The organism is Moorena producens PAL-8-15-08-1, assembly GCF_001767235.1.
GTDB lineage: Bacteria > Cyanobacteriota > Cyanobacteriia > Cyanobacteriales > Coleofasciculaceae > Moorena > Moorena producens_A.
Map to the genome: position 1 here is coordinate 3569500 of NZ_CP017599.1, position 24482 is coordinate 3593981.

Annotated in this window: 25 protein-coding genes and 1 pseudogene; 13 read left to right on the plus strand and 13 right to left on the minus strand. The window is 44.3% G+C overall.

Translation table 11 applies throughout. The annotated features are described in order from the left end of the window. The first annotated feature begins 31 nt into the window (after positions 1 to 31). The 4 genes from BJP34_RS13385 to BJP34_RS13395 all read left to right on the plus strand — a co-directional run bounded on the left by BJP34_RS13385 (position 32) and on the right by BJP34_RS13395 (position 2710). Positions 32 to 619, plus strand: a complete 588-nt coding sequence (locus BJP34_RS13385; protein ID WP_070392776.1) for a single-stranded DNA-binding protein — start codon at positions 32 to 34, stop codon at positions 617 to 619. A 151-nt stretch (positions 620 to 770) separates the two neighbouring features. Beyond that, entirely contained in the window at positions 771 to 989 is a 219-nt protein-coding gene (locus tag BJP34_RS39685; protein WP_149030960.1) for a hypothetical protein, read from the plus strand. A gap of 3 nt (positions 990 to 992) precedes the next feature. Continuing rightward, on the plus strand, positions 993 to 1283 hold the full coding sequence (locus BJP34_RS13390; protein ID WP_070392777.1) for a hypothetical protein: 291 nt from the start codon (positions 993 to 995) through the stop codon (positions 1281 to 1283). Positions 1284 to 1765: 482 nt separating this feature from the next. Then, entirely contained in the window at positions 1766 to 2710 is a 945-nt protein-coding gene (locus tag BJP34_RS13395) for a lipase family protein (protein ID WP_070392778.1), read from the plus strand. 28 nt (positions 2711 to 2738) lie between these two features. Here BJP34_RS13395 and BJP34_RS43190 read toward each other — a convergent pair whose 3' ends face one another. The 8 genes from BJP34_RS43190 to BJP34_RS39690 form a co-directional block, all read right to left on the minus strand. Next, complete coding sequence (locus BJP34_RS43190) at positions 2739 to 2945, minus strand: hypothetical protein (protein WP_158517191.1); 207 nt, start codon at positions 2943 to 2945, stop codon at positions 2739 to 2741. Positions 2946 to 3092: 147 nt separating this feature from the next. Continuing rightward, positions 3093 to 4340, minus strand: coding sequence for a phosphatidylserine decarboxylase (locus BJP34_RS13405; protein ID WP_083305154.1), 1248 nt, complete (start codon positions 4338 to 4340; stop codon positions 3093 to 3095). 630 nt (positions 4341 to 4970) lie between these two features. After that, complete coding sequence (locus BJP34_RS13415; protein ID WP_070392781.1) at positions 4971 to 5411, minus strand: type II toxin-antitoxin system VapC family toxin; 441 nt, start codon at positions 5409 to 5411, stop codon at positions 4971 to 4973. Continuing rightward, positions 5408 to 5788, minus strand: coding sequence for a type II toxin-antitoxin system HicB family antitoxin (locus BJP34_RS13420; protein ID WP_070392782.1), 381 nt, complete (start codon positions 5786 to 5788; stop codon positions 5408 to 5410). The genes BJP34_RS13415 and BJP34_RS13420 overlap by 4 nt, the downstream gene beginning before the upstream one ends. Before the next feature lie 902 nt (positions 5789 to 6690). Beyond that, complete coding sequence (locus BJP34_RS13425; protein WP_070392783.1) at positions 6691 to 8271, minus strand: polyamine aminopropyltransferase; 1581 nt, start codon at positions 8269 to 8271, stop codon at positions 6691 to 6693. Positions 8272 to 8274: 3 nt separating this feature from the next. Next, the gene (locus tag BJP34_RS47400; protein WP_229424348.1) at positions 8275 to 8631 is read right to left on the minus strand and encodes a hypothetical protein; all 357 of its coding nucleotides are present in this window, start codon (positions 8629 to 8631) and stop codon (positions 8275 to 8277) included. A gap of 14 nt (positions 8632 to 8645) precedes the next feature. Continuing rightward, positions 8646 to 9650 carry a hypothetical protein gene (locus BJP34_RS13435; protein WP_070392784.1) on the minus strand — a complete coding sequence of 335 codons (1005 nt, stop codon included), beginning with the start codon at positions 9648 to 9650 and terminating at the stop codon, positions 8646 to 8648. A gap of 436 nt (positions 9651 to 10086) precedes the next feature. After that, positions 10087 to 10275, minus strand: a complete 189-nt coding sequence (locus tag BJP34_RS39690; RefSeq protein WP_149030961.1) for a hypothetical protein — start codon at positions 10273 to 10275, stop codon at positions 10087 to 10089. 434 nt (positions 10276 to 10709) lie between these two features. On the opposite strand from BJP34_RS39690, the gene BJP34_RS13440 reads away from it, so the two are divergent. After that, complete coding sequence (locus tag BJP34_RS13440) at positions 10710 to 10910, plus strand: hypothetical protein (RefSeq protein ID WP_070392785.1); 201 nt, start codon at positions 10710 to 10712, stop codon at positions 10908 to 10910. A 140-nt stretch (positions 10911 to 11050) separates the two neighbouring features. On the opposite strand, the gene BJP34_RS47405 is transcribed toward BJP34_RS13440, so the two are convergent. Then, on the minus strand, positions 11051 to 11206 hold the full coding sequence (locus tag BJP34_RS47405; RefSeq protein ID WP_229424518.1) for a hypothetical protein: 156 nt from the start codon (positions 11204 to 11206) through the stop codon (positions 11051 to 11053). Here BJP34_RS47405 and BJP34_RS47410 point away from each other — a divergent pair. The 4 genes from BJP34_RS47410 (at position 11180) to BJP34_RS13450 (ending at position 12359) form a co-directional block, all read left to right on the plus strand. Next, positions 11180 to 11269 (plus strand): BrnT family toxin, encoded by a 90-nt coding sequence (locus BJP34_RS47410; protein ID WP_229424459.1) that lies wholly within the window; start codon positions 11180 to 11182, stop codon positions 11267 to 11269. The genes BJP34_RS47405 and BJP34_RS47410 overlap by 27 nt on opposite strands. Positions 11270 to 11271: 2 nt before the next feature. After that, on the plus strand, positions 11272 to 11544 hold the full coding sequence (locus tag BJP34_RS13445) for a BrnA antitoxin family protein (protein ID WP_070392786.1): 273 nt from the start codon (positions 11272 to 11274) through the stop codon (positions 11542 to 11544). Between the two features lie 230 nt (positions 11545 to 11774). After that, entirely contained in the window at positions 11775 to 11951 is a 177-nt protein-coding gene (locus BJP34_RS43195) for a hypothetical protein (protein WP_158517192.1), read from the plus strand. Between the two features lie 33 nt (positions 11952 to 11984). Beyond that, entirely contained in the window at positions 11985 to 12359 is a 375-nt protein-coding gene (locus BJP34_RS13450) for a tetratricopeptide repeat protein (protein ID WP_070392787.1), read from the plus strand. On the opposite strand, the gene BJP34_RS13455 is transcribed toward BJP34_RS13450, so the two are convergent. Continuing rightward, positions 12337 to 13548: an RNA-guided endonuclease InsQ/TnpB family protein gene (locus tag BJP34_RS13455; protein ID WP_070392788.1), complete on the minus strand. Its 1212-nt coding sequence runs from the start codon at positions 13546 to 13548 to the stop codon at positions 12337 to 12339. The two genes, BJP34_RS13450 and BJP34_RS13455, sit on opposite strands and share 23 nt — an antisense overlap. Before the next feature lie 58 nt (positions 13549 to 13606). On the opposite strand from BJP34_RS13455, the pseudogene BJP34_RS39695 reads away from it, so the two are divergent. From BJP34_RS39695 to BJP34_RS13470, 4 genes and pseudogenes are all read left to right on the plus strand, one after another. Further along, a pseudogene (locus BJP34_RS39695) lies at positions 13607 to 13753 on the plus strand (transposase); the annotation flags it as partial. A 276-nt stretch (positions 13754 to 14029) separates the two neighbouring features. After that, positions 14030 to 15319 (plus strand): tetratricopeptide repeat protein, encoded by a 1290-nt coding sequence (locus BJP34_RS13460; protein ID WP_070392789.1) that lies wholly within the window; start codon positions 14030 to 14032, stop codon positions 15317 to 15319. Continuing rightward, on the plus strand, positions 15316 to 16455 hold the full coding sequence (locus tag BJP34_RS13465) for a tetratricopeptide repeat protein (RefSeq protein ID WP_070392790.1): 1140 nt from the start codon (positions 15316 to 15318) through the stop codon (positions 16453 to 16455). Before BJP34_RS13460 ends, BJP34_RS13465 begins: the two co-directional genes overlap by 4 nt. A gap of 219 nt (positions 16456 to 16674) precedes the next feature. Continuing rightward, positions 16675 to 17694, plus strand: a complete 1020-nt coding sequence (locus BJP34_RS13470) for a PDDEXK nuclease domain-containing protein (RefSeq protein WP_070392791.1) — start codon at positions 16675 to 16677, stop codon at positions 17692 to 17694. Positions 17695 to 17874: 180 nt separating this feature from the next. Here the strand turns inward: BJP34_RS13470 and BJP34_RS13475 are convergent, their stop codons facing one another. From BJP34_RS13475 to BJP34_RS13480, 3 genes are all read right to left on the minus strand, one after another. Beyond that, positions 17875 to 22503 (minus strand): non-ribosomal peptide synthetase, encoded by a 4629-nt coding sequence (locus tag BJP34_RS13475; protein ID WP_070392792.1) that lies wholly within the window; start codon positions 22501 to 22503, stop codon positions 17875 to 17877. Between the two features lie 209 nt (positions 22504 to 22712). Further along, on the minus strand, positions 22713 to 22862 hold the full coding sequence (locus tag BJP34_RS43200) for a hypothetical protein (RefSeq protein WP_158517193.1): 150 nt from the start codon (positions 22860 to 22862) through the stop codon (positions 22713 to 22715). Positions 22863 to 22964: 102 nt separating this feature from the next. Then, positions 22965 to 24347 carry an MFS transporter gene (locus tag BJP34_RS13480; RefSeq protein ID WP_229424349.1) on the minus strand — a complete coding sequence of 461 codons (1383 nt, stop codon included), beginning with the start codon at positions 24345 to 24347 and terminating at the stop codon, positions 22965 to 22967. Positions 24348 to 24482: the final 135 nt, after the last annotated feature.

Genomic DNA, 24482 nt, shown 5'->3' on the forward strand with positions numbered 1-24482 from the left:
GTCAACACTGAAAGGACAAGGGAGATAGGAGATGAACAGCTGCATTTTAATGGCACAAATTATTCAGGATCCAGAACTCCGTTACACTTCAGATAATCAGACACCCCTGACTCAGATGCTAGTACAATTCGCTGGTGTCAAGGCTGAGGAATCCCCATCCACTTTAAAAGTGGTAGGTTGGGGGGAATATTTGGCTAATGAAATTAAAACAAACTATTCCACAGGCGATCGCGTGGTGATTGAAGGTAGCTTAAGGATGAATGTGATTGAGCGACCAGAAGGATTCAAGGAAAAACGGGCAGAATTGACTGTTTCCCGGATTCACAAATTGGGAACAGATGATCACTTCGAGCCACAAGTCATGGCCTCGGATAGAACTTTCCAGCGTACCCCAGAACCATCCTCTCCCCAAACCTATGATAAGGTTGTATCGATGGATCAACATCGGATGTCGTCATCAGTTTCTTATCCCAACAATACCGAACAAGATTTTGCTTATACCAGCACTGAACAAAATACTGAGCAAAGTTTTGAGTCTTCTTTTGGGTCTTCATCTCCTCAAAACCCAACCTCTGGTAGCCCTAGTCATCAACAAGATTTAGATGATATTCCCTTTTAGTTATTCGGAGAAAAGATTATAGGCTCTTCCGTACTTGTTATGCTAAATTAACACTTTGAGGAAGGGAGCAGGGAGTAGGGAGCAGGGAGCAGTGGAAAGAGGCAGTATTTAGAAATTCTTGTTAATTAAATAGCCTCAGAACCCTGTCTTGATGCAGTCGCTCATGGGGGGAACCTATAAGACCGCGCTGCCTTCCCAAGACCGTAATGGTGCGTTTGACCCATTAAGAATTAAATTCGCCACGGGTCGTACCTCTGCATCGCTGCTCCCTGCTCCCTGCTCCCTGCTCCCTGTTCCCTGCTCCCTGCTCCCTGTTCCCTGCTCCCTGTTCCCTGTTCCCTGTTCTCGACTTCTGCAAGAAGTCTATTAAATTGTGTTTCAACTTCTTTACGTACTGATCTATGCCCTCCAGCCTTATCTAGACCTGATTTGTTTTTGTTTGGCTTGGGGGCTAATGATGATTCTAGCTTGGACGGTTTTGTCAGCAGTCCGAGAAAGTTTTGCTGTTGCCAAACGACTGCATCAAATTCCCTGTTCTAACTGTCAGTTTTTTACTGGTGATTATCGTCTTAAATGTACCGTGCATCCCTCTGTTGCTAATTCTGAGGCAGCAATTAATTGTATGGACTTTTGTTCAAAAAATAATTACATGACAAGAGTTTAAAAGACTCGACAGTAAGGGCATTGGCTTCATCCTTGCTGCTCGGGAGGGAGCCTAATATAGCAATCCTAAATTATTTGTAAAATTCCTGGAATTGTAAAAAATTGGTGCCTTCTCCCTTCCCTTCTACTTCCTACTTTAAATAGCAATTCGTGTAGGAATTGATAGAATGTTTTTTCCCTGTTCCCGTCTTGATGCAGTCGCTCATGGGGGAAACCACGGCAGTCGCTCATGGTTAGAAGTTACCGTAAGACAGTTGAGCCTTAATCAATAAGTTTTACCCCTTTTCTGCATAGCCTACCAACCATAAAGGCTCAACTGTCTAAGGTTTCGTCTCCGGGGGGAACCCCCAAGACCGCGCTGCCTCCCCAAGACCGCGCTGCATCGCTGTTCCCTTTTCCCTGTTCCCTTTGCTAAAACAGACCATTTCTTTCGCAAATCAGATAGGATTGCTATCTATAGCCATCCTAATGAAAGCATGCGTGATGGATAACACAATTACTTACCTCACAACTGCTGACCTTGATCACACCAGGGCGATCGTTTTAGCGCAAGCAAGCGGTCTAACTTATGATGCTTTTGATAAGCAAAACCCTGCTGAGTGTATTGAGGTGTCTCCACCGGATGGTTATGATTTTGTAGACTACTGGACTGGTGTTGATGCGATTTTTAATAAATACAAAACTGTTGAGTGTTATGGTCTAGTGTTTCGATCTCAGCAGTCTCCTTACACTTATATATTTGCCTTTAGAGGTACTTCTTCGACAGAGGATATAATAGATAATTTTGGTGTTAATCATACAACATTTTTACCTTATAAGGAAGATGTTGTAGTGCCATCTGAGCTCAGGGTTGAATCAGGTTTCTACCATATCTATTCCAATAGTGATGGGAACACACCCTCGATGCAGAATCAGGTGTTTGCCCTAGTTGATCAATATCAAGCATCTGAAAAACCGATCGATACTCTGTATATTACTGGCCATAGTTTAGGAGCTACACTGAGCACTTTCTTCACACTTGATATGGCGTTGTCTAGACCAGATATCAAGTCTGCAAGCTACAACTATGCTTCCCCTCGTGTAGGCAACCAAGCATTTGTAGAATTTTATCAACAACAGGCACCTCAACAAAACCCGGAGACACGAACTATTCGTATCCAAAATGTTTATGATAAAGTTCCTTGTGTCCCATTTAAAGATGAAGGATACCAGCATTTGCCCTATGCTTATCTAGTTTCATTTTCTCGAGACAACTTAATGGGTAAATTTGAGATTATCGACAATCATCATCGCAAAAATTATAAAACCGTTTTGAATTGTGCGTTGGAAAATGAAAGTGGCTTTTGTGATAAAACCTTTGACTACGGTCAGGGCAAAACGATGAAGTCGGTGAAACCAGATCCTAGTACAGTCTGTACATATTGGTAGCTTTTGGTCTGGGGATGTATAGCGTTTTTCAATTTGGTGAGGTAACAAAGTTTCTGGTTTTAGGACAGGAACAGGCAAGAGGCAAGAGGCAAGAGCAAGAGGCAAGAGGCAAGAGGCAAGAGGCAAGAGCAAGAGGCAAGAGGCAAGAGGCAAGAGGCAAGAGGCAAGAGGCAAGAGGCAAGAGGAAGAGGCAAGAGGCAAGAGGCAAGAGGAGAAAACAGCATGTGTACCTCATTAGACTAAAAACAGCTAGATAAGAAAAGGGAAGGGAGCATCTCAATCATGTCTGGAATGTCTGGGGAAAGTAACGCTGCTATTATCCCTAGGGATAATAGCAGCTGAGGGTTTGACTGCAAATATTGATATGCTCCCGATAAATTGCTTATCTGGCTAAATAAGCAATCCGATTCAAGAAACGACTCTTCCGTGTCTTGGTTAACTTCACTTTTGCTTCTGCTTCACCAAGCAGGAATCCAATTTGCTGCCCTTGTAGGATATTTAATGAGGGGAAACGATCTTTTTCAAACAAAAGAATGTTTAAGGATCCACCATACTGAAAATACCCTATTTTTTCGCCTTTTGTAATCGCAACGGGGTTTGCAGAAGTGACATTCTTGAATCGATCTTCAAATATCACTGAGGCGATGGTGTTCAATCCTACTGGTATCATCGCCACATGACCATAGTTGGGGGTTTCGATCACTAAATAGCCGCGACGAAAATGTTCAAATACACTGTAAGAATATCCATAACCAACGTTGTCATCGTTTAACAAGCCCGGAAAGTTATCGATACCAAAATATTCTCCTGCGACATCTTCGTTAGACTCTACAACCGTGCCAGATACAGGTGCATGGTAGTGATGATAGGTATCGGGCATGAGGATACAAGAAACAGCAGTACCTCCATCAAAGTTTTGGGCAAAATTTGAGTTATTCAAAAGCTCCAAAACATTCAAATATACTGTTTTTACAGATATTTTTGTTTCTAGGGTTAAGTCGTTAACAATCATATTGATAACGCTATCTGCTGGAGCGACGACAACAGAGTCGTCATCGGGTGAAGTAATCGGTCTAGGATTTGCCTCTGGGTTTAGATTCCGGGCAAAAAATTGATTAAAATTCTCAAATCCTAGATCAGGTTCAGTCGGGTTTGGGCAATAAAACTCAGAACAGACTGCAGTTGCACCACCAAGATCATTAACCCATGTTTGAATAAGTTCTTGGGAGTCAGTAGAATCAAAGTATTTGCCGCGCACTTCTACAAAATCTGCGGTCATCTGATAACCAGCACCTTTGGTAACAAAGGCCAAGCCGTATTCATTTTGATAGTATAGCCAACTAAACTTTTGGATGTAATCTAATCCAGTGGGAACTAGGGGTTCCCACACATACCAATCTGTAAAGAATTGGCACAGGTCTTCTATTGTTTTGTTTCGCCAATCATAGGTGTAAGTTCCGTCTGGATCATCTTCTAAAATTTCCTCGGGAATTGGTTTGACATTTTCCACCGCTGCATCAAAATAGGTTTTAAAACCTTTCGTGTCTTCAGTGTACCACTGATTTATATTTGCGAGAAACTGTTGAAATTCTGGATTTTCAGGATTTGGTGTTTTTGGCTGTATAGTCATATCTCTGCTCGTTCAGTTGATTTTCTAGCACTTAGCTGTGCTAAGTATCTAAATATATCAGACGTTTGTCGCTGACAACCTTCAGATACTAACTTGCTTTTTCCTCAATAACAATGCACCTTAATCAACCTTAATTTTAATCAACTTTAATTAATATGCTTGAATATGCTTAAATATGCTAACGCCTAGCTTCACAAGTAAAGGGATTTGTCAATTCTCCTAAATCAAGGTAATTTTGTCTAAACTTAAAACTACAAATCATTGATTTTGTCAATCCCCTAAAATCAATAGTTTTGGGCGCGTTCGCTTTTAGCGGAAGCTGAGGCCTTGGCCTTTCGGCCACGCTACGCGAATGGCCACGCTTTGCGTTCGCGTAGCGGAGGCCAAAGGCCACGCTAAAAGCGAACGGCTTTGCCGAAACGCTTCCGGAGCGTAGCTTCTCTTTCATAAAATCGCTTTTATAAATTAGCGTTCGCGTAGCGTCTCTTTCAGAGAATCGCATTTTCCCTCTATTTCTGCTGTTGCTTAATAATGGAATGATTTGAATAGTGTAAGCATATGCGCTACTTGAGGTGCGTGCGCGTTCAGCTATCAGCTATCAGCTACAGCCCCACCAATGTCTTCAAAAACTTATGGTTGGGATTTTCCTTCATCTATTGTCCAATCTTCAATTGTTAAGCCTGGTACTCGTTCAAAATCGCGGCGATTGCGCGTAACCAAAATACCCTCAACAGAAATAACAATTGAAGCAATACGTAGGTCTTGACTACCAATACGTATTCTTTGTTGGATTAATTCTTGGTAACAGTTGTAAGCAGCTTGATCAAAATCAAGTATTTTGGTATTTTTGAAATACTTAATAGCATCTGATAATCCCTGGTAAGCCAACATTAGTGTGTCAGATCCAGATGCTCTCCTGATGACGTTAAGCCAACCACGCATTTGTTCTTCTACTGTGACAATTGTTGTGGCAATTTCTTCTGATTTAGTTTGATTGAGACGCTTTTTGACCAGTGGATGCCCCCGTTGAAAAAGCGAGATATGGTCTGTATCGAGAACCCACAAACTCACTTTACTATCTCCTTAGCATCAACTTGGCGATAATATTCTTCCATTTCTGCATCAATTTCATCACGATAGGCTGCTATATCTGTTAAAACCTCATCAAACAGAGGATTATTTGCATACATACCAGCAAATTCCATCCAAGGATGTTCATTATTGGGAGATTCAACTTCTAAAGAAATGATATCTGCTTTAGCTAAACGCTCAGTCAAAAGTTGGCGAATATTAGCGATCGCTTCTTCTTTGTTAGCTCCCTCAACTTGGCAGTCAGGCAGACCCAATACTATAGCACGAAATAGGTCTTGGTCTTGATTTTCCACCAAGATATTGAAATTTAGTTTAGTTGTCAGCTGTTTAGCTGAAGCTGGAGAATTTGTAGACATAATCTTTATTGTATAGTTTTAGCAAAGGGAACAGGGAATAGGGAACAGGGAACAGGCAAGAGGCAAGAGGCAAGAGGCAAGAGGCAAGAGGCAAGAGGCAAGAGGCAAGAGTGAAAAAATCCTGTGTACCTCAGGTGCGACCCGTGGCGAATTTAATTCTTAATGGGTCAAGGGCACCTAATAGTTATGAAATACGCTGATAGCTGATAGCTGAACGCGCACGCGTGCGCGTAGCGCTTAAGCTGATAGCTGATAGCTGATAGCTGATAGCTTACGTTATTATAGCAAATCAGTAATTTGTATTTTATCGTTACAATCTCCGCGCTGATTAAACCTTGTCTATTTTAGAAGCTACTGCTACCAGCGCTATTGTTAAAATTACTAGTTATAGCTATTCTCTCTGCCATTAGGTAGAAACTGATCCCCCTAAATCCCCCTTAAAAAGGGGGACTTTGAGGCAATAAACGCTATAAAAATAATAGTTAAAAACTAAGTAATTCTCTGAAAGAGACGCTACGCGATTGACCGTAGGTCACGCTACGCGAACGCTAATTTTATAAAATCGATTATTTGAAATATACACTACGCAATTGCTGATTTTTTATTAAGCCTAAAACTTTCAAAAAAAACTTTTTCAAAGCCTTTGACATTAATACTATAATCATTACTATAATCAAGTTAAATAGAAATTTAATTTTTTATGAGGTCACAACAATTCAGGCAAAACTTCAAGAAAAAACCTGCTCATCACACTCTCAAAGGTTCTCGTCAAGCAGTACTTTCTTGCCTCCTGCCTCCCGCCTTCTAATCTGAAAATAGGAGACAGGAGTCAGGAGAGATTGATTTTCATGCATGGTGGTGAAAAAAATTGTTTATCGGGACTGCCTTGGAGCCTTCTTGGATTAGTAAGCTGCCCAACGGGGGTCAGATTGGTAGCGTACAATCACAGGATGAGCAAGGCGGTTGACCTCGACATTACCCAACTTAATATCTCCTGGCAGCTCAAACAAGGAGTGTAAAATGCCTGGGGTGAGAAAGCGAGTTGATACCGATAAATTGAGGGTGTCCGGCTGAATCGATCGCCTTGATGCTAGCACAAAACCCCAAGGCCCAAAGCTGGGCACATCAATAACATAGGGATTAACTAATAGTCCCACATTTTCCAAGGTTGCGGCAATACAACTCAGAACATTGGGAGCAAAAAAGGGACTAGATGCCTGAGTCACAAACATGCCTTTGTCTGCTAATCGCGGTAAGAGACGGCGGTAGAATCCTTCTGCATAAAGCTTGGCAATAATCTCTTGATCGGGGTCGGGAAAGTCGGCAATAATCACATCAAAGGTTTCGTTGAGTGCGGGTGCCCTAATGAAAGCATCAGCATACAACACTTCGACACGGGGGTCGGAAAATGAGTTATCGTTAACTTGGACTAATTGAGGGTGATGACTAGCTAACTTGACAACCTCGGTGTCTAAATCGATGAGTAGGACTCGTTCGACTTCTGGCCATTTGAGCACTTCCCGCAAGGCCATACCATCACCTCCACCCAATACCAGAACCCGACGCCTACCAACACTAGCACTCATCGCGGGATGGACTAAAGCTTCATGGTAGCGGTATTCGTCGAGGGTGGAAAATTGCAAATCGCCATTGAGGAAGAGACGAACATCCTGTCCTTGTCGTGTTAGGACAATGCGTTGGTAGGGAGACTGGATGCGGGTGATCACTGGCCCACTATACAGAGTATTTTCCAGCTTGTCGCTAATCGGAATGGCTAAGGGAGCCAAGGTACACAGGAGAATACCTAGGGTTAAACCCAAATATCCCCAGCGCCGCAGTCTGGGAAAGCGTCTCCCAATGGCAAACACCATCAAGGCGGGTAATGACCCTAAGACAAAAGCCGTAGGAAATAAACCGATAATGGGTAATAAGAGGATGGGAAAAGCGAGGGAACCCAGTAGTGCTCCCAAATAGTCTAAGGCTAAAACACCTGCTAATGCTTCCCGCACCCCTTTGTCCAATTCCAGAATTCGGGTCAGTAGCGGCACTTCCAGTCCTGCTAGTACTCCCAGGACAATAGTGACGAAGAATAAACCCAGCCAGATGGAACCATTCCTAACAAATACTGCAAATAGTCCTAAAGGCAATACGGCAGTTAGGGGAGCAATGAGTAGTTCAACTTTGACAAAGACTAAGAGTAGTTGGTGTTGTAGAGATGGGGAATTGGTCTGATTGACAGCAATAAACTGACTCAGGTAAGACCCTAGACCCATTGCTGCGAGAAATACTCCAACGGAAATACCATAGGATAGAGCTTGATTCCCTACCAAGTAACTTGCTAGAGTTCCCAGCAACAGTTCTACCGCTAGTCCACAAATTGAGGAAACCGCAGCAGCAATCATCAGCAACCAACGCTGGTCCGGTTTGAGGGATGGGATGCTAGAGTTAGGTATCGGTTTCCCATCTGATATCGCATCTTCCATAGTCTATTTCCCGGTAGCCGGACCGCCTCCGCGAAAGCTACCATAGTCTGAGCGATTGGGCGACGATTCCCAAATACCTAGATAATAGTAACCGGATAAATAGGTCCGATGTCGGGGCCAGTAGTTCTCTTGTTTTTCTTCCCGCAGGACAAGGGCTGAACGCTGAGTGTAACCTGCGACTATGGTAAATAGTGCGATCGCAACTGTCGTCGCTGTCAAAATTTTGGTCAACATGGGATCAATTCCTGGATGGAAAATACAAGTAGTGCGAGCATCTTGCTCGCGTAGTGGGAGCATCTTGCTCGAAGCCCGTGACACAGCTGAAACTGTGTAATAGATTTTTTTCTCGATATCCCACACTGCCCTACCTGTTTCTAAGGCATTAATGGCGTATCAAAAGTTGGGCTAATTTTTACGACCTCAACGCTTTGTAAGGTACGGTTGCCATCAATAACTCTCAACGTTGTGCGATCGACAGATGCATCTGGCCATACTTCCACGGAAAAACCATAGGAACTGCGAGATTCCAACAGGAAGAATGTTTGTACTTTACCTGTTGCTCTCTTGATCTTGCCGTTGTTTTTGAGATAGTTCATAGGCAAGGGAAACGAACGGTTATAGATTTCCTCACCATAGGAGTCCTTGACAAAAAGGCGAACTTCTAGTTTCGATGGGGAAGTTTCATCTGCCTTAACATCAACTCTAACCCGCACAAGGCGATTTGCACCACCGACTATAGCGCGATCGCTGGGGTCGCTATCGTTAATCGTTTTGAAGATGGCTTTTTTCCCGGTTAATGGCGCTGCATATAAAGTTATCAAGGTAAGACATAATGTCCCCACTAAACCTGGCCAAAGATAGCGCGTATCTATCACTCCATTTTGGACAGTTACCTGAAACGGCACAGGTTGATCGAGTACTTGTCCTGATGTATCTCCATACTCCAAAACTGCAATGGCAATGGTCACCATCTCATCCTGCTTGGCGCGAACATCAAGTCCTCCTAACAGGTCATCGTCTTGCCAACTACCAGACTCCCCATCATCATACCAAGTTCCTGATTCATTCCAGGCTTGCTTGATGGCGGAGGCGAATGGTTGACCTTGGCCATCGAGTAACTGGATTTCATAAGTAACCCATCGGTTAAGGGGAATTTTTGCTTTAGCTTCAATGCGAAGAGCACCAATCAGCTGGCGCTTGAGGGACAGTGTTTGAAGTTGCAGCGGTTCCTCTTGCCTGGCACTGACGGTAGTAGATAGCAGTGTTTTCTGGAACAGAGAAGCACCCAATAAGGCTAAAAATACCAGTAGTGTAGACCCGATAGCAATATAAGGCCAGGGGTCGATAAAACGACTAGTACGTTGAGTTTGAATAGTCACTGCTTTTTGTTGTGTCTCTATAAACTATTATCTACACCGACCCAGAGGTGATGTCCACAAACTCCAGTTTTTAGCACCAGTGGTAATTGTCCGACCAAAGTAGAAAATAGTTTTTGTACCAACACGACGGCGTTGCTGAATTAAGGAATGAATGCGCGATCATCTGGTTTTATTAAAGCCCCCTAAATCCCCCAATTCTGGGGGACTTTGATAGTTTTGTTGCCCCCAGAATTGGGGGGCTAGGGGGGCGAAACTATACCCATAATCAGCAACGCCAACACGACAGGCATATTCCAATTCTAAATTCTCAATTCCCAATTCTCAATTCTCAACAATTCAACAAATCAGAAGGTTTTTTTCTTTTCCTCTTCTGTGTTGGAGACATCGGTGATTCTGGAAAAGTTGGCTCTTCCGTACTTGTTAAGCTGTTGTGCATTTAAATTGCACAACAGCAAGGCAGAAGGCAGAAGGCAGAAGGCAGAAGGCAGAAGGCAGAAGGTAAAAGAGTTTCAGGTTTTTTTCCTGATTTAATAAAGCGATGCAGCGCGGTCTTGGGGGTTTCCACGGGGCTTACAAGGTGCGGACGCAGGTTCCGCACACAGCCCCTCCCCATGAGCGACTGCATCAAGACAAGGTGGTTTAAATGCGCGACAGCTTATGCTAAATAAACACTTTAGCTAAGGGAGCAGGGAGCAGGGAGCGGCGCTGCATCGCTTGTAAAATCACTGGACTTATTAAAAACTAGCTCCAACTCCTATCTCATCTGCCTTCTGCCTTCTGCCTTCTGCCTTAAAGCAGACCATTTATTTCACGAATCAGATAGGATTGCTATAGTCCCCAATCAGCTGAGAAATTACCAACTATAATGACAATTCCTCCCCCAATCAAGATTTTAATTTGTTGTCCTTGAACAGAGGGAAGAGCCGCAAAGCTCACGCTACGCGATCGCTTATTTTTTATTAATCCTAAAACTTCCCAAAAAAAACTTTTTAAAACCCTTGAGAAGTATAATTATAATCATTACTATAATCAGTATAAACCGAAATGAGATTTTTTATGATGTCACAACAATTCAGCCAAAACTTCAAGAAACAACCTGCTCAACACACTCTCAAAGGTTCTCGTGAATCAGTCATCTATAGTATCCGGATGCTTTACGCCCTAGGCTATGCAGAGATAGCGGAATGGACGCCTCTGGAGAAAACTGATGTTCCAGGGGAAGTGATCACTACAATAACCAAGTATTGGTTGTTGCCATAACACTTTAAATTTCTGGGGGGGTTTCCCCCCTGGCCAAGGTTTTGGTCGAATCAGATAGGATCTGATCAGGTTAGGTTTGCTAATTTTGTGACATGAAAAATTGGAATAGCCGTGGATAGTATTTCTGCGGCTATTTTTTTTTAGACTGATATAAAAAAGGAATCGGGAATCGGGAATCGGGAATCGGGAATCGGGAAAAAATTATGGTAAGCTGTTGCGTATTTAAATTGAATATTATTCAGGTAGATGCTTTGGGGCGAGTTTTGGTTGTGGTCTATACCTGGCGAGGTAATCAAATTCGTTTGATTTCAGCTCGCAAAGCCACTCGTACTGAACGTTTTCAATATCTGGAGGGATGAATATGGAAGCTGAGTATGATTTTAGTCAAGGTAAGCGTGGCGCGATTGACCCGATGCCATCTGGTAAGACTCGGATCACCATTTGTTTAGATAATGATGTTATCGAGTGGTTTCGTGAGCAGGTACATCTATCTGGTGGAGGCAATTATCAAACCTTGATTAATCAGGTGTTGCGTCAGCACATTCAGCATCAGCGTGAGCCAATAGAAGAGACGTTTCGACGAGTTTTGCGAGAAGAGTTGGGACTTGTTGAAGGGAAATCAAAATCCCGCTAATATCAAGTGCGGTTGAATATCCATATCGTAGAGATGTTTATAAGTAAATGCGATTCGGGCAAAGCCCGACGCTGCGCGATCGCATAAGCGCGGAAGCTGAGGCCGTAGGCCACGCTTTGCGAACGCGTGACTCGCGTAGCGTGACATGCACGGGCAAAGCCCGACGCTGCGCGAACGGTCAATCCCGTAGCGTGGCCTTTGGCCAAGGCAATTAACATTTTCAGTTGAGATTGTCAACTATAGCAATCCCTGTAGGAATTGTGATAATTCTTATTCCCGACTCCCGACTCCCGACTCCCGACTCCCGACTCCCGACTCCCTTTGCTATAAATCCCAATAGCTATAATTTCAGTGGAAGAATAATAGTGAGTGGCACACTACTGTATCACCCCCACTTCCTGTCGTGAGGTTTGTTGCGTATCTCAAACGGTGTTCAGAAAATGAATCAAAACCTATCTGTTAAGGGAGCAGCTATTTTAGCCACCGTTGTCGGTGTGATGGCAATGGGAGTGGCTTTCCCTAGGTCTAGCTGGGGGCAAAGTATCATTGCTCAACAACCCAGTTCACCAGGGAGTGAAAGGGCTGAAGACTTATCCCTAGCAGAAGCCTCTCAACTGCATCAGCAAGTCATTGAGCTTTATCAACAAGGAAAGTACTCAGAAGCGATTCCCCTAGCTGAGAGAGCATTAGAGATTCGGCAGGAAATCTTGGGAGAGGAACACCCTGATGTGGCAGAAAGCCTCAATAATCTGGCATTACTCTACAAAAGCCAGGGCAGATATGTTGACATACTCACCGTCCTAGAAGAACGGTGATTCTTGACAGATCATCGGGGTGTGCTGCCGTTCGCGTAGCGTGACCTACGGTCTCAACAGTCTTATCGCCCCTCCTTGCCCATTTAGAGTCATGCCGATGCCCCATGCCGACTTTTTCTATGTTTCTAGCAGCGTTGATGTCTCTGTCCTGCTCGGTTCCACAATTAACACAGAGTATTGAGCGTACGGACAAATCGAGTTTCCCCCACTTGAACCCACAATCTGAGCAGATTTGACTAGTGGGTTCCCAACGGCTTATAACCCGAAAATCCCTGCCATATTTATCTGATTTTGCTTGAGCTAGACTCCTAAATTCTGACCAACCTTGCTGGCTAATAGCTCGCGCTAGTTTGCGATTTTTGACCATTCCTGACACGTTAAGGTCTTCTAGGACAATTACTTGGTTCTCGCTGACTATCCTAGTTGAGAACTTATGCAGGAAGTCTTTCCTTTTGTTGGCGATTTTATTATTTAGTCTTGCGATCTTAATGCGAGTTTGCTCCCTCCGGTTAGACCCCTTGGCTTGTCTAGCAAACTTTCGTGTTTGTTTGCGTAATTTTCGATCTAGTTTTGAATAGTCAGGACTATTGACATGACCCCCATCACTCATTACCGCGAAAGTCTTGATACCTAGATCAATCCCAATGCTTTGGTTCTTGGCATCAACTTGAACAGGCTCAATATCTACTACAAAGCTCAAGAAATAATTGTTAGCACAATCTAAGATAATGGTCACAGAGCTTGGCTCAGATGGCAATTCCCTAGACCAGATCGGTTTGACTACCCCAATCTTGGCTAAGTAAACTCCATCACCTTGAATAGAGAAACCTCTGCGAGTTAATCTTGCTGATTGATTATTGGATCGCTTTTTGAATCGTGGAGACCTAACTTTTCGTCCTTTTCGTTTTCCATTGTGCGACTCAAAGAAGTTCTTAAAAGCAACTCCCAAATCAGCTACGGACTGCTGCAAAGGAACGACTGACACTTCAGACAACCATTTTCTTTCTTCGGTCTTTTTAGCCTGAGTTATGACCAGTTTCTGTAAGTCTCCAGATTTTAGAACCTTCTTAGATTTCTTGCAAATAGCCAGAGCATCGTTCCACACGACTCTGACACAGCCAAACAGCCTAGCTAAGTCCTGTTTCTGTTGGTCAGTTGGATAAAAACGATATTTGTATCTTGCTTTCAATTGGCGTTTTGTTAGTTTGTCTGTACTCCTATTATAGTGTAATCTACAAGATTTGACAATGGGTTTCCGGAATATTGGCACAGTATTACGCTCCTTGCAAATGCACCTAGTATGCGTAACTAAGTACCGCCAAAAAATATTGACCACTGAGAGTCTCGCGGCCATTGAAAATTCGTTCAAAGAAGTGGCTAATAAAATGATTTTTTAAATTAGAGAACTTAATGGTTTGTTCGCGCAGCGGAGGCCGTAGGCCACAGTTACCGTAAGAATAAAGGAGCCAAAATTTGCCAAGTTTTAACCAAAGGTGCGCTTTCCGTATTAAGAATTAAATTCGCCACGGGTCCCACCTCTTTTAGGTATAGCTGAACAACCATAAAGGCTCCTTTATTCTAAGGTTTCTATCCAGCGAAGGACGGGGCTTGAGACCCATTTTTTTGGTCAATATCGAGCTGCCCTCCAGTCCCTAGCCACAGATTCTCCCTTGACTGATCAACAAGCTCTAGAGATTCTGTGTGCCAGAGATGCACTCCACAATGCACTGACTCAGGAACCCTTCATACCTGCAGAGCTTCTAGAGTGCATCCATGAGCTAGATGGCCAACTCCAACAACACAAACAACGGATTGACCAAGCTCTGGAACTTTCTAGCTATCGTCACAGTCTACCAACAAAGCCTAAGGGCTGGTGGTGGTATCTGGATCAACAGCGTCCTCCTCATCCGCTAGATCGTTACGACTGGGTGTTTAAGGGTCTGACCTTTGGAGGTTGGAGTGTGAGTCTGGCTCTGCTGGTCAATATTGCCAGTCGTTTCTTAACTGGTGGTCCCGATGTGGTTGGCACTTTCGCCATCATTGTACCGAGTCTGATAACTCTGCTGAAAGCCAAAAGTGACCTTACCGAAGAAGAGCAAAAAGATAACGATTTCTCAGAAGCATTGAAAAAAGGTTTTGAGGAATTGCTGATTACTTGGAAAGTTCCCAAGTTTCTTCATGCTGAAACCAAGTTTCTGTCCACCATGGCTCTACTGTTGGGATTGCTAGGGTTTTGGTATAGCCTACCTAGAATTTCAGATAGTTACGGTCAACGTGGCTTCGAACACTATAAAGCAGGTGAGCTTAGTAGTGCTGAAGCCGACTACCAAAGAGCGATTGCCCTGGAGCCTGATAATGCTAAGGCTCATTACAACTTGGCCGTAGTCTATGAAGACTGGTTACAGCTCAAGAAATCAAAGCAAGAGTACCAGTTGGCGGTAAGTGCCAACATTCCTAGGGCATACAACAACTTGGCCAGACTCTACATTCGAGAGGGGGACTATCCTGAAGCGGCAAACCTTTTAGTTGAAGGTCTAAAACTGACCACAGAGCAATCAGTTTATCCAGAGGATAAATACAATTTATATAAAAATTTAGGGTGGGTAAGATTCAAACAAAACCGGGATGATGAAGCTAAAATTGCCCTGGAAAAAGCTATCAAGATTGCTAAGAATCCAGATGTGGCAAAATATCTGCCCAATCGTGCCTCTGCCTCTTGTATTTTAGCTCAGGTACTTGAACGCCAGAAAAAACCTGAAGCTTCCAAGGAATATCTCAAGCAATGGGAACATTGTCGCAATTTAATCATCGGAAATCCCATAATTTCAAAACCAAACAAATGGCTAGATATAGCTAATGATTTAGGAATAGGAAATCGTTTAATTCCAGAAGAAGACACCTGGTTACATCTAGCTAATCAACGTATTCAGAAAGCTCAACAACAGAAACAAAGGCCATGATTTGGAAACGTCTATTCTCCATCTCCCTACTTTCCAGCGTTTTAATCGCGATCGCGGCTCCAGCAACTACTGCGGCTGAAGGTATTTACGAGATCGCAGCTCTCACAGGAGATGTTCAAGTGAAACGTCGCCTGTGGTTTGGTTATCGTCGGGCTCACCAAGGAGATCGTCTCAAGCTCACAGACCAGATCTGGGTCAGAAACTCTCAATCTTCTGCTACAGTTTCCTGCAGTGATCTCAGTAATTGGGAAGTTCCTGTAGGAACAGCTTTTAAGGTGTCTGAAGGTTGCTCAAATTCAGGAATATTGTTCCGACCGGGAGATCCGCTAGCACCTGGACGTGGCATCGGGAACGAAAACCTTCCCTACCTGATCAGTCCTAGGAATACAGCACTACGTCCTAATCAACCCCTGACCCTGCGCTGGCATGGGGTGAAAGAAGCCACCCACTATGATGTTACTATCAATGATTTGGCAAAACCAGTGTGGGAAAAACGGGTATCTGAACCCATAGTTGATTATCCTGATAGCTCCCAACTCCGACGGGATCGGGATTATTTTATTGTGGTAACTGCTAGTACCGGTGTGTCTTCACCGAAAAATCCCGATCAAGAGCCAGCTCCCACCATTACCCTGCTGACGGATGAGCTGGAGCAGGAGCTAAAGAAGAACCTAGCTCAGATTGACACACAAAATCTGGATGCAGATGCCAAAGCTCAAAAAAAAGCTCATCTGTATCACAGCACTTGCCAAGATCCAAATTTCCCTAACACTTGTCTCAATCAGAATGCCATTGACCTTTTAGAAAAAAGAATCAAAGCTGGTACAGAAAATCCTGCCATTTATCAGCTTCAAGCTGACATGTATAAGCGCATTGGACTAAAGCGACAGGCTCAGCAGCGTTACCGCACAGCCCTGGCACTGGCCAAAAAAGCTAACAATTTGCCATTGCAGGCGGAAATTCAAGAACAGCTTGGTGAGATTGCCCACAACCTAGAAGAGTTTGCTGAAGCGGTTGAATCGTTAAAGGCTGCTGAGGGAATTTACAAAAAGCTTTTAAATTTGGAAGATTCAGAGGCAAAAAGCAAGTTAGAGGAGCTAAGGAATGATATTGAGGATTCTCGACAGAGGATTTGAGGGGGGAAGTATAGCGCAAGGCAAAAGGCAAAAGGCAAAAGGCAAAAGTTTACTACAAAAGCTTTTCAGGTTGTATCAATGTCCTAACCTTAATGGGTAGTGCTATAAGTAGTCAGCGGTCAGCTATCAGCTATCAGCCAAAGGCTGACCGCTGACCGCTGACTGCTTTATGTTTGTTATGATCACCTTTTGGACAAATGTTGTTGAAACGGAAACCAGATGAGTGACTTGGATTCAGGGAAGTATCGGCAACTACTAGTAGAAGTCAAGCAGCGCATTCGCCAGGCTCAGTACCAATCCCTCAAAGCAGTCAACAAGGAATTAATTACTCTTTATTGGGATATTGGACGGTTAATTGTTACCCGTCAACAGGGAGAAACCTGGGGTAAATCAGTCGTAGAACAATTAGCAAAAGACTTACAAGCGGAGTTTCCAGGTATCAGTGGCTTTTCGGTTCGGAATATCTGGAGAATGCGAGAATTCTACCTTTCTTACTATGCCAAGGAAAAACTGTCACCATTGGTGGCAGAAATTGGCTGGAGTCATAATTTGCTTATTATGCAAAAGTGTAAAGATGACTTAGAGCGAGAGTTTTATATCCGGATGACGCGGAAATTTGGCTGGACAAAAAATGTTTTGATTCACCAAATTGAGAATCAAACTTACGAGAAAACGTTGCTGAATCAAACGAATTTTGAACAGACAGTTTCCGAGGAGATTCGTAAGCAAGCTAAGTTAGCTGTTAAAGATGAGTACATCTTTGATTTTTTGGAGCTAGCCGATCAGTACAGTGAGCGTCAGTTAGAGCAAGCAATTCTAGCCAAGGTCGAACCATTTTTACGGGAAATGGGAGGAATGTTTGCTTTCATTGGCAGTCAGTATCGCTTAGAAATTAGCAACAAAGAGTATTTTATTGATTTGCTGTTATTTCATCGCCATCTCAAATGTTTGGTAGCCATCGATTTAAAAATAGGGGAGTTTTTGCCAGAATATATAGGCAAGATGCAGTTTTATTTGGCAGCGTTAGATGACAAAGTGAGGCTAGAAGAGGAAAATTCTGCCATAGGAATTATTCTGTGCAAGTCTAAGGATAAGACCATTGTGGAATATGCCTTGAAGGAGTCAAACAAACCGATTGGTGTTGCTACTTATCGAATAGTTTCAACGTTACCACAACAATTGCAGAATCAACTTCCTGCACCTGAACAAGTGGCTCTGTTATTGGAGGGGGTGGAGTAAGCTCATAAGGGTAGGTTTTTTACTTTGACCTCAGGTGTGGGGTGTAGGGGGTGGGGTGTGGGGTGTGGGGCATAAGAAAGCGATGCAGCGCGCTGCATCGCTTTGCGTCAATTCTTGTCCACTGTTCCCTGTTCCCTGTTCCCTGTTCCCGACAACTGCCGCGAAGTCTAGTAAAAAGGTTCAATCCTCCAAAAATCCACTTTCTCTAAAGTAGCAGAGGTAAGTTTTAAATAAATCCTGATTAACCTCCGGTAACTGGATACCACTTCCCCTTAAACCATCAACCACATTGCGACAATCGTACTCAATTAAGTTTGTTATGTTCGACGGTGATTCCGGGAAGTTAGGTAAGTAAGGGTAGAGAGGATTTTCCATATCCTCTATCAACTTATAACGCCAATCAGTATAGTCAATTTCTTGTAAGCTATAGCCCAGGGAGCGCACCCAGTCAAAAATCTCCCTCAGATGCACCGATTTGGGATTAATTAAATGGAATGCCTTCCCAAATAAACGGTTTTGTTGAGACAGACAAACAATCGCTCGGCTGACATAATCTACTGGGACAAGGTTTTCTGCTAAACCACTCCAGCTGGGAAAACATTTGAGTCGAATACATCCTTTCACCCGTCGCGAGAGTAAGTCATCGAAACTAGAGACACCGGTTTGACTGTGACCACTAATCCTCGAAGGTCGATAGATAGTTATGGGCAAACCGCGCTTGGCAGCTTCCCAAACTAACTGCTCTGCTACCCACTTGGTCTGAACATAGCCTACTTTTGGTAAATCATAATAATTGGCAGTGGCTGACTCGAGCATGGGTTGATCAGTTTGGGATGTTGATAACACGCTGATGGTAGAAACGTAATGAACAGGTTTGAGCTTCCCTAGACTAGCCAGTCTCAACACGTCTTGGGTTCCCAAAACATTCGCATCTTTTAAAATAGGGTAAGACCACACATGATTAACATAGGCTCCAGGGTGATAAACAACATCAATTGCTTGGCATAAATTATTATACTCAGTTGCTGAGAGTCCAAAACGACTGGTTCCTAAATCTCCGATGATGGGAATAATTCGAGATGTAAAATTCTCACTCCATAATCCAGTTGCTTCTAACTTGTTCAATAGTCTTTCTTTGCCAGCATCACGATTATCAGCCCGAACCAAACAATAGACAGTAGCATCCGTTGTGGTCAAGAGTTCAGAAAGTAAATGAATTCCCAAGAAACCTGTGGCACCGGTTAGGAAAATTCGTTCCATTGGACTGACGATTGGCGCGATCGCAGTTGATGGCTGAATATCTGGAGCTAAAGCAGCTTCTGCTTCTAAATCCCAAGTCTGGTATTGATAGTCTCCAGTTACTAAAGCGTGGTCGATTGCACTAGCCAAATCAGAAACAGAGGGATAATCAAACAATGCCCTTAGGGATAAATTAATCTCGAAGGCTTCACGAATCCGAAACATCAGTTGAGTGGCCAATAGGGAATGACCACCTAACTCAAAGAAACTATCCTCAAGGCTAATGCTCTGAGGGTGCAGGGAGAGAATTTCGGCAAAAAGACTAGCGATCCGAATTTGACTCTGTGTCTTCGGTGCAACGAAGTCACTACTTTGGCTGAAGGCAGCAGAGGGGGCAGGTAATGCTTTGCGGTTTATTTTACCACTGGGAGACAGGGGTAATGACGTCAGGGGCACCACTACACTGGGAACCATGTAGTCTGGTAATTTCTGTTTGAAATACTCTTTCAGGGCGCTGATGTCAAGATCATCATCCCCAACTACATAGGCTACCAGGCGCTTGTTTCCTGGGGTATCTTCCCGGCAGATAACGACGCATTCCTGCACCTGCTGGTAGTCACTGAGCACCGATTCAATTTCCCCCAGTTCGATACGGAAGCCTCGGATTTTGACTTGATGGTCAATGCGACCGAGGAATTCAATAGTGCCATCTGGTAAATACCGAGCTAAGTCCCCAGTTTTGTAGAGTCGAGCCCATGGATTATCACTAAATGGATGCTGAATAAATCGCTCTGCCGTTAGCTCAGGGCGATTAAAATAACCCCGAGCAAGCCCCACCCCGCCAATGTATAGCTCACCGGCAACCCCAATCGGAACTGGCTGGAAAGCTTGGTTTAGCAAATAGATTTGACAATTAGAGATGGGTTTTCCAATCGGGGGCAGGGCTGGCCATTGAGCAAGGTCTTCTGGCAGGGTAAAGGCTGTCACCACATGACTCTCAGAAGGCCCATAGTGGTTATGGAGAGTACATCCTGGCAAACGCTCCATCAAATTGCGAATGGCATTAGAGATTTGTAACTGTTCTCCTGCAGTAATGATGTCTTGCAAGTGGGTGGGCAATGATGGTGCTGTTTTCGCTACAGTTGCTAACTGTTGTAACCCAACAAAGGGTAAGAATAAACGAGCAATGTTTTCCTGGTTGAGTTTGGACAACAGTGCCATGGGGTCTTGGCGTATGTCCTCTGAGATTAAAACTAAAGTTCCTCCAGCACACAAGGTCGAGAAGATTTCCTGGAAGGAAACATCAAAGCTAATCGGGGCAAATTGGAGGGTGCGACCAGTGTTAGATGCTAAGGTCTGCTCAAGTTGCCAACCAATCAGATTCACTAAAGCTTGGTGGGGCATGGCCACCCCTTTCGGTTGACCAGTTGAGCCAGAAGTATAGATAATATAAGCCAGGTGATCTGGTGTAGTCTGGCCATTGAGGTTGGTGGGTAGATGTTGGGCAATGGTTGGCCAATCCTTATCTAAACAAAGGGTATGCTCTGCCATTAGCTGCACCTGGGATATTAAACACTCTTGGGTGAGTAGAATGGAAACTTGAGCAGTTTTCATCATGTAGGCCAGCCGTTTCTGGGGATAGCCAGGGTCTAGGGGCACATAAGCTCCCCCGGCTTTGAGAATTGCTAGCAGCGCGATCACCATCGAGAACGAGCGCTCCAGACAAATTCCCACCGGAACATCTCGGCCAACACCCAAAGTTTGCAAATAATGGGCGAGTTGGTTAGCCTTTTGATTCAACTCCTGATAGGTCAGAGCTTGTTCGGCAAAACGTAATGCTACTGCATCTGGTGTCTTTTGGACTTGAGCTTCAAATAACTGGTGAACGCAGGCATTACGAGGATAATCGGTTTGGGTCTGATTCCACTCCACTAATAATTGCTGTTGTTCAGCAGCACTCAAAATCGGCAATTGAGCAATGGTTTGTTCTGGGTCACCAGTTATCCCCTCTACAAAAATTTGGAAATTTCTTGTCATCCGCTCAATCGTTGCGGGATCAAACAGGTTGGCATTGTATTCAAAAGCGCCAATCAGTTCTGTATCGCTTTGAGTCAGGGATAAGCTTAAATCAAAGGTAGCCCCAGCAGTGGGTTTGTCTAAAGACTTCGCACTGACAGTCAGCCCGGATAAATCAAGGGTTTCTTTCGGGACATTTTGCAAGATAAACACCACCTGAAATAGGGGACTAACCCCTGGCAGCCGTTCCGGTTTCAGTTGCTCTACCAGCAGGCCGAAGGGGACATCGGCATGGGCATAAGCGTCTAAGGCCACTTGACGAACCTGGGACAGCAACTCTAGGAAGCTATGCTGTTGGTTCGGTCGAGTGCGCAAGACTAAGATATTAGCGAAAAAGCCAATCAACGCCTCTGTTATGGCTGGCTTTCGGTTGGCGATGGCAGTCCCCACCACAATATCGTCTTGATCGCAATAGCGAGACAGAAAAGCGGAAAAGGCCGCAAACAGGGTAATGAATAAGGTTGTTCCCTTACCCTGGCTTAAGACATTGAGTTTTTGAGTTAAATCCCCATGGAGGAGAAATGGCACCCGGCCAGATTTGAAGGGTTGAGTTTTGCGGGGACGATCCAGGGGGAGGTTAAGCACTGGGGGAGCATCTGCTAATTGCTCTTGCCAGTATTTAATTTGGCTATCTCTAAACTCTCCGGTAAATCGGTGCCGTTGCCACTGAGCATAATCAACATATTGAATGGGCAGAGCTGGTAAGGATGGCGGTGTCTCGGTTAAACCAGCTGTGTAAAGGGATGAGAGTTCACAGAGCAAAACTTGTATTGACCAGTCATCACTAATGATGTGGTGCATGGTCAGTAGTAAAATTTGCTTTTCCTGTGAATTGCAAATTAGCGTAAATCGGACCAGAGGGCCAACAGTTACATCTAAGGGGCGATTTTGCTCTTGGAGAATCACTTCCTCAATCACATCGAACCCCTCAGTGGCCAAGTCTACCATAGACAAGGGTAAAGAAATGTGGGATGAAATCCTTTGGTTTGGTATGCCCTCGCCAGCTGAAAAGGTGGTTCGTAGGATTTCGTGGCGGTCTATGAGGGTTGCGATTCGGCAAAGCCGACGCTTCGCGAACGCATTTTCTAAATTCGTTGTGTCTAATCGCCCGGTAATCACAAACGCTCTGACCAAGTTATAGGCAGCAGGATTCTCTTCCAGTGGAGCCAGAAACCAGAGACTTTGTTGGGTTAAGGATAGAGGAATCTCTGCCTCTGTTGCCGTGGGGGTGGGAACTAATGGATAGTCACCAGTGCTAGAAGTGCTAGTATTTGCAGATTCTAGGTAATTTGAGAGCAGGCTAATTGTTGGTGCTTCAAAAATCTGCAACAATGGCACTTCAATGCCTAGTCTATTAGAAATACGAGCCACAACTTGGCTGGCATGAAGGGAGTGTCCCCCTAATTCAAAGAAATTATGCTCAATGCCAATCGGCTCAATTTTTAGGACTTCAGACCAAATTGTGACTAAGGTTTCTTCTAAGCACCTAGACATAATTAATTACCATTACCCAATCTCTTTAACCCTGACATTGTAAGGCTTTTAGGTTTGGAAAATGTGTAATTAATTTTGTGCACCTGCTTATCAGCTATCAGCTATCAGCTAAAGGCCTACGGTCACGCTACTGTTCGCGCAGCGTGCGGGTAGCGCAATCGGTGTTTTTGAATAAACGATGCCTCAGGTGCGACCCGTGGCGAATTTAATTACGGGTCAAACGCACCATTACGGTCTTGGGGAGGCAGCGCCGCCAAAGGGGGTTTCCACGGTGCAAACAGCGGTGCGGACGCAGGTTCCCCACACAGACCCATGCGCCATGAGCGACTGCCGTGGTTTCCCCCACTCGCGCTTTGCATCAAGACAACAGGTAAGCATTGGAATAATGCTGAGTTACGGAAAACCGTCAGCTGACGGCTGACGGCTGATAGCTGAATGCTTACATTCCCCCTTACCGATTCTTAATCCCCAATCGCATCAGGTAATTCATCCTCCAAATATCGTAAACGAGGCAAAAAGTAAGCGATGGAAGTCATCAAAATAGTCAAGACTCCCATGGAAATAAACATTAGGCCAATACCACGACCAGGACCTGTACCAATCACTCTGCCAATGGTTTTTGCAACAATACTATCTTGAGTCATTAAGGGTTCAAAGAAGCGATCGGCTAATGGACCTGCAATAACATAAGACAGAGGCAGCGTTGCTAAAGCCACTGATTTCCGAAATGCAAACACCCTTCCCTGGACTTCTGGAGCTACCTTGCGCTGGTAAATAGCTTGAATAGCACTATTGACTATCGGAATAGTTAGTAGCATGGAAAAATTTGCACAAGCCAGAAGAATAGCGGAGGGGCGAAGACCTACCAAAAGTACGCACAGGCCAATAGCAAACATACTGATAAAAACAGTAGTCATTTGATTCTGCCAGCCGCCCCAAATCGTCATGATTAAGCCCCCAATAACCATGCCAGCATTGGCGAAGGAGACCACAATTCCCAGGGTTGTTACCGATGCAAAAGAAAGAACTAATGGGATATCGAGAACCTGAGTGGCTCCAATTAGGAAATTACACAGAGCAACCAACAGTACCAATCCCAAAAGACCTGGTCGCTGCACGAAATAGTTCCAGCCATAGGTTAAATTGTGTAAAAATGATTCCTGTTCCGTTTGCTCGTCAGTCCCAGTTGAAAGCTCCGGAAATTTGACTATCAATAGAGCTACCAAGGCAAATAGTAGGGTAATAAAGTCAATGGCGATAATCCCTGGTAACTGAATAATGGCAAGTAGAGTTACCGCAAAGGTAGGGGCTGCTAAATCTGAGATGGCTTGCCCCGTGAAGACCATACCACTAGCACGGCCAAGATTAGCTTTGGGAACCAGCAGAGTGGTTGCGGCAGAATAGGCTAAACCTTGAAATGTACTGAAGCTAGACCTAAGCACATTTGTTAGACAGATATGCCAAATTTCCAGACTACCATTAAGGTATAACCAAGCCACCAGCAAGGTACACAAACCGGCAGAGAAGTCACTAATAATCATCGTCCAACGACGACTCCAGCGATCGACATAGACTCCCGCAATTGGACCAATTAAAATCGGAGGAATCGCCGCCGATAGTACGGGTAAGGAAAATTGGGTGACAGAATCAGTTTGCTGGTAAACCCAAATGCTGAGGGCAAAACTGGTCAGACTGGTACCGATCAGTGAAATAACTTGGCCAAACCAGATGAAAGTAAATGTTTCCATTCCTTGCAGTGATGGAAACCGTTTAGTGATGGCGCTGATGATGCTGGGCTTGCCATCATAAGCCGTCTGTTGTTGGGTATCAGTGGTCTGGTTCATTAGTTAACTCCTGTTGCGTTCGCGAAGCGGTTCCAAAGGAACATCGCGTTTTCCATACAAGCGTAGGGTGCGTGATAAGACGGGCTCGCCCTGATTTTCCACCTCTAGACCAGTGTTAGGTTGCTGCCCGGAAAT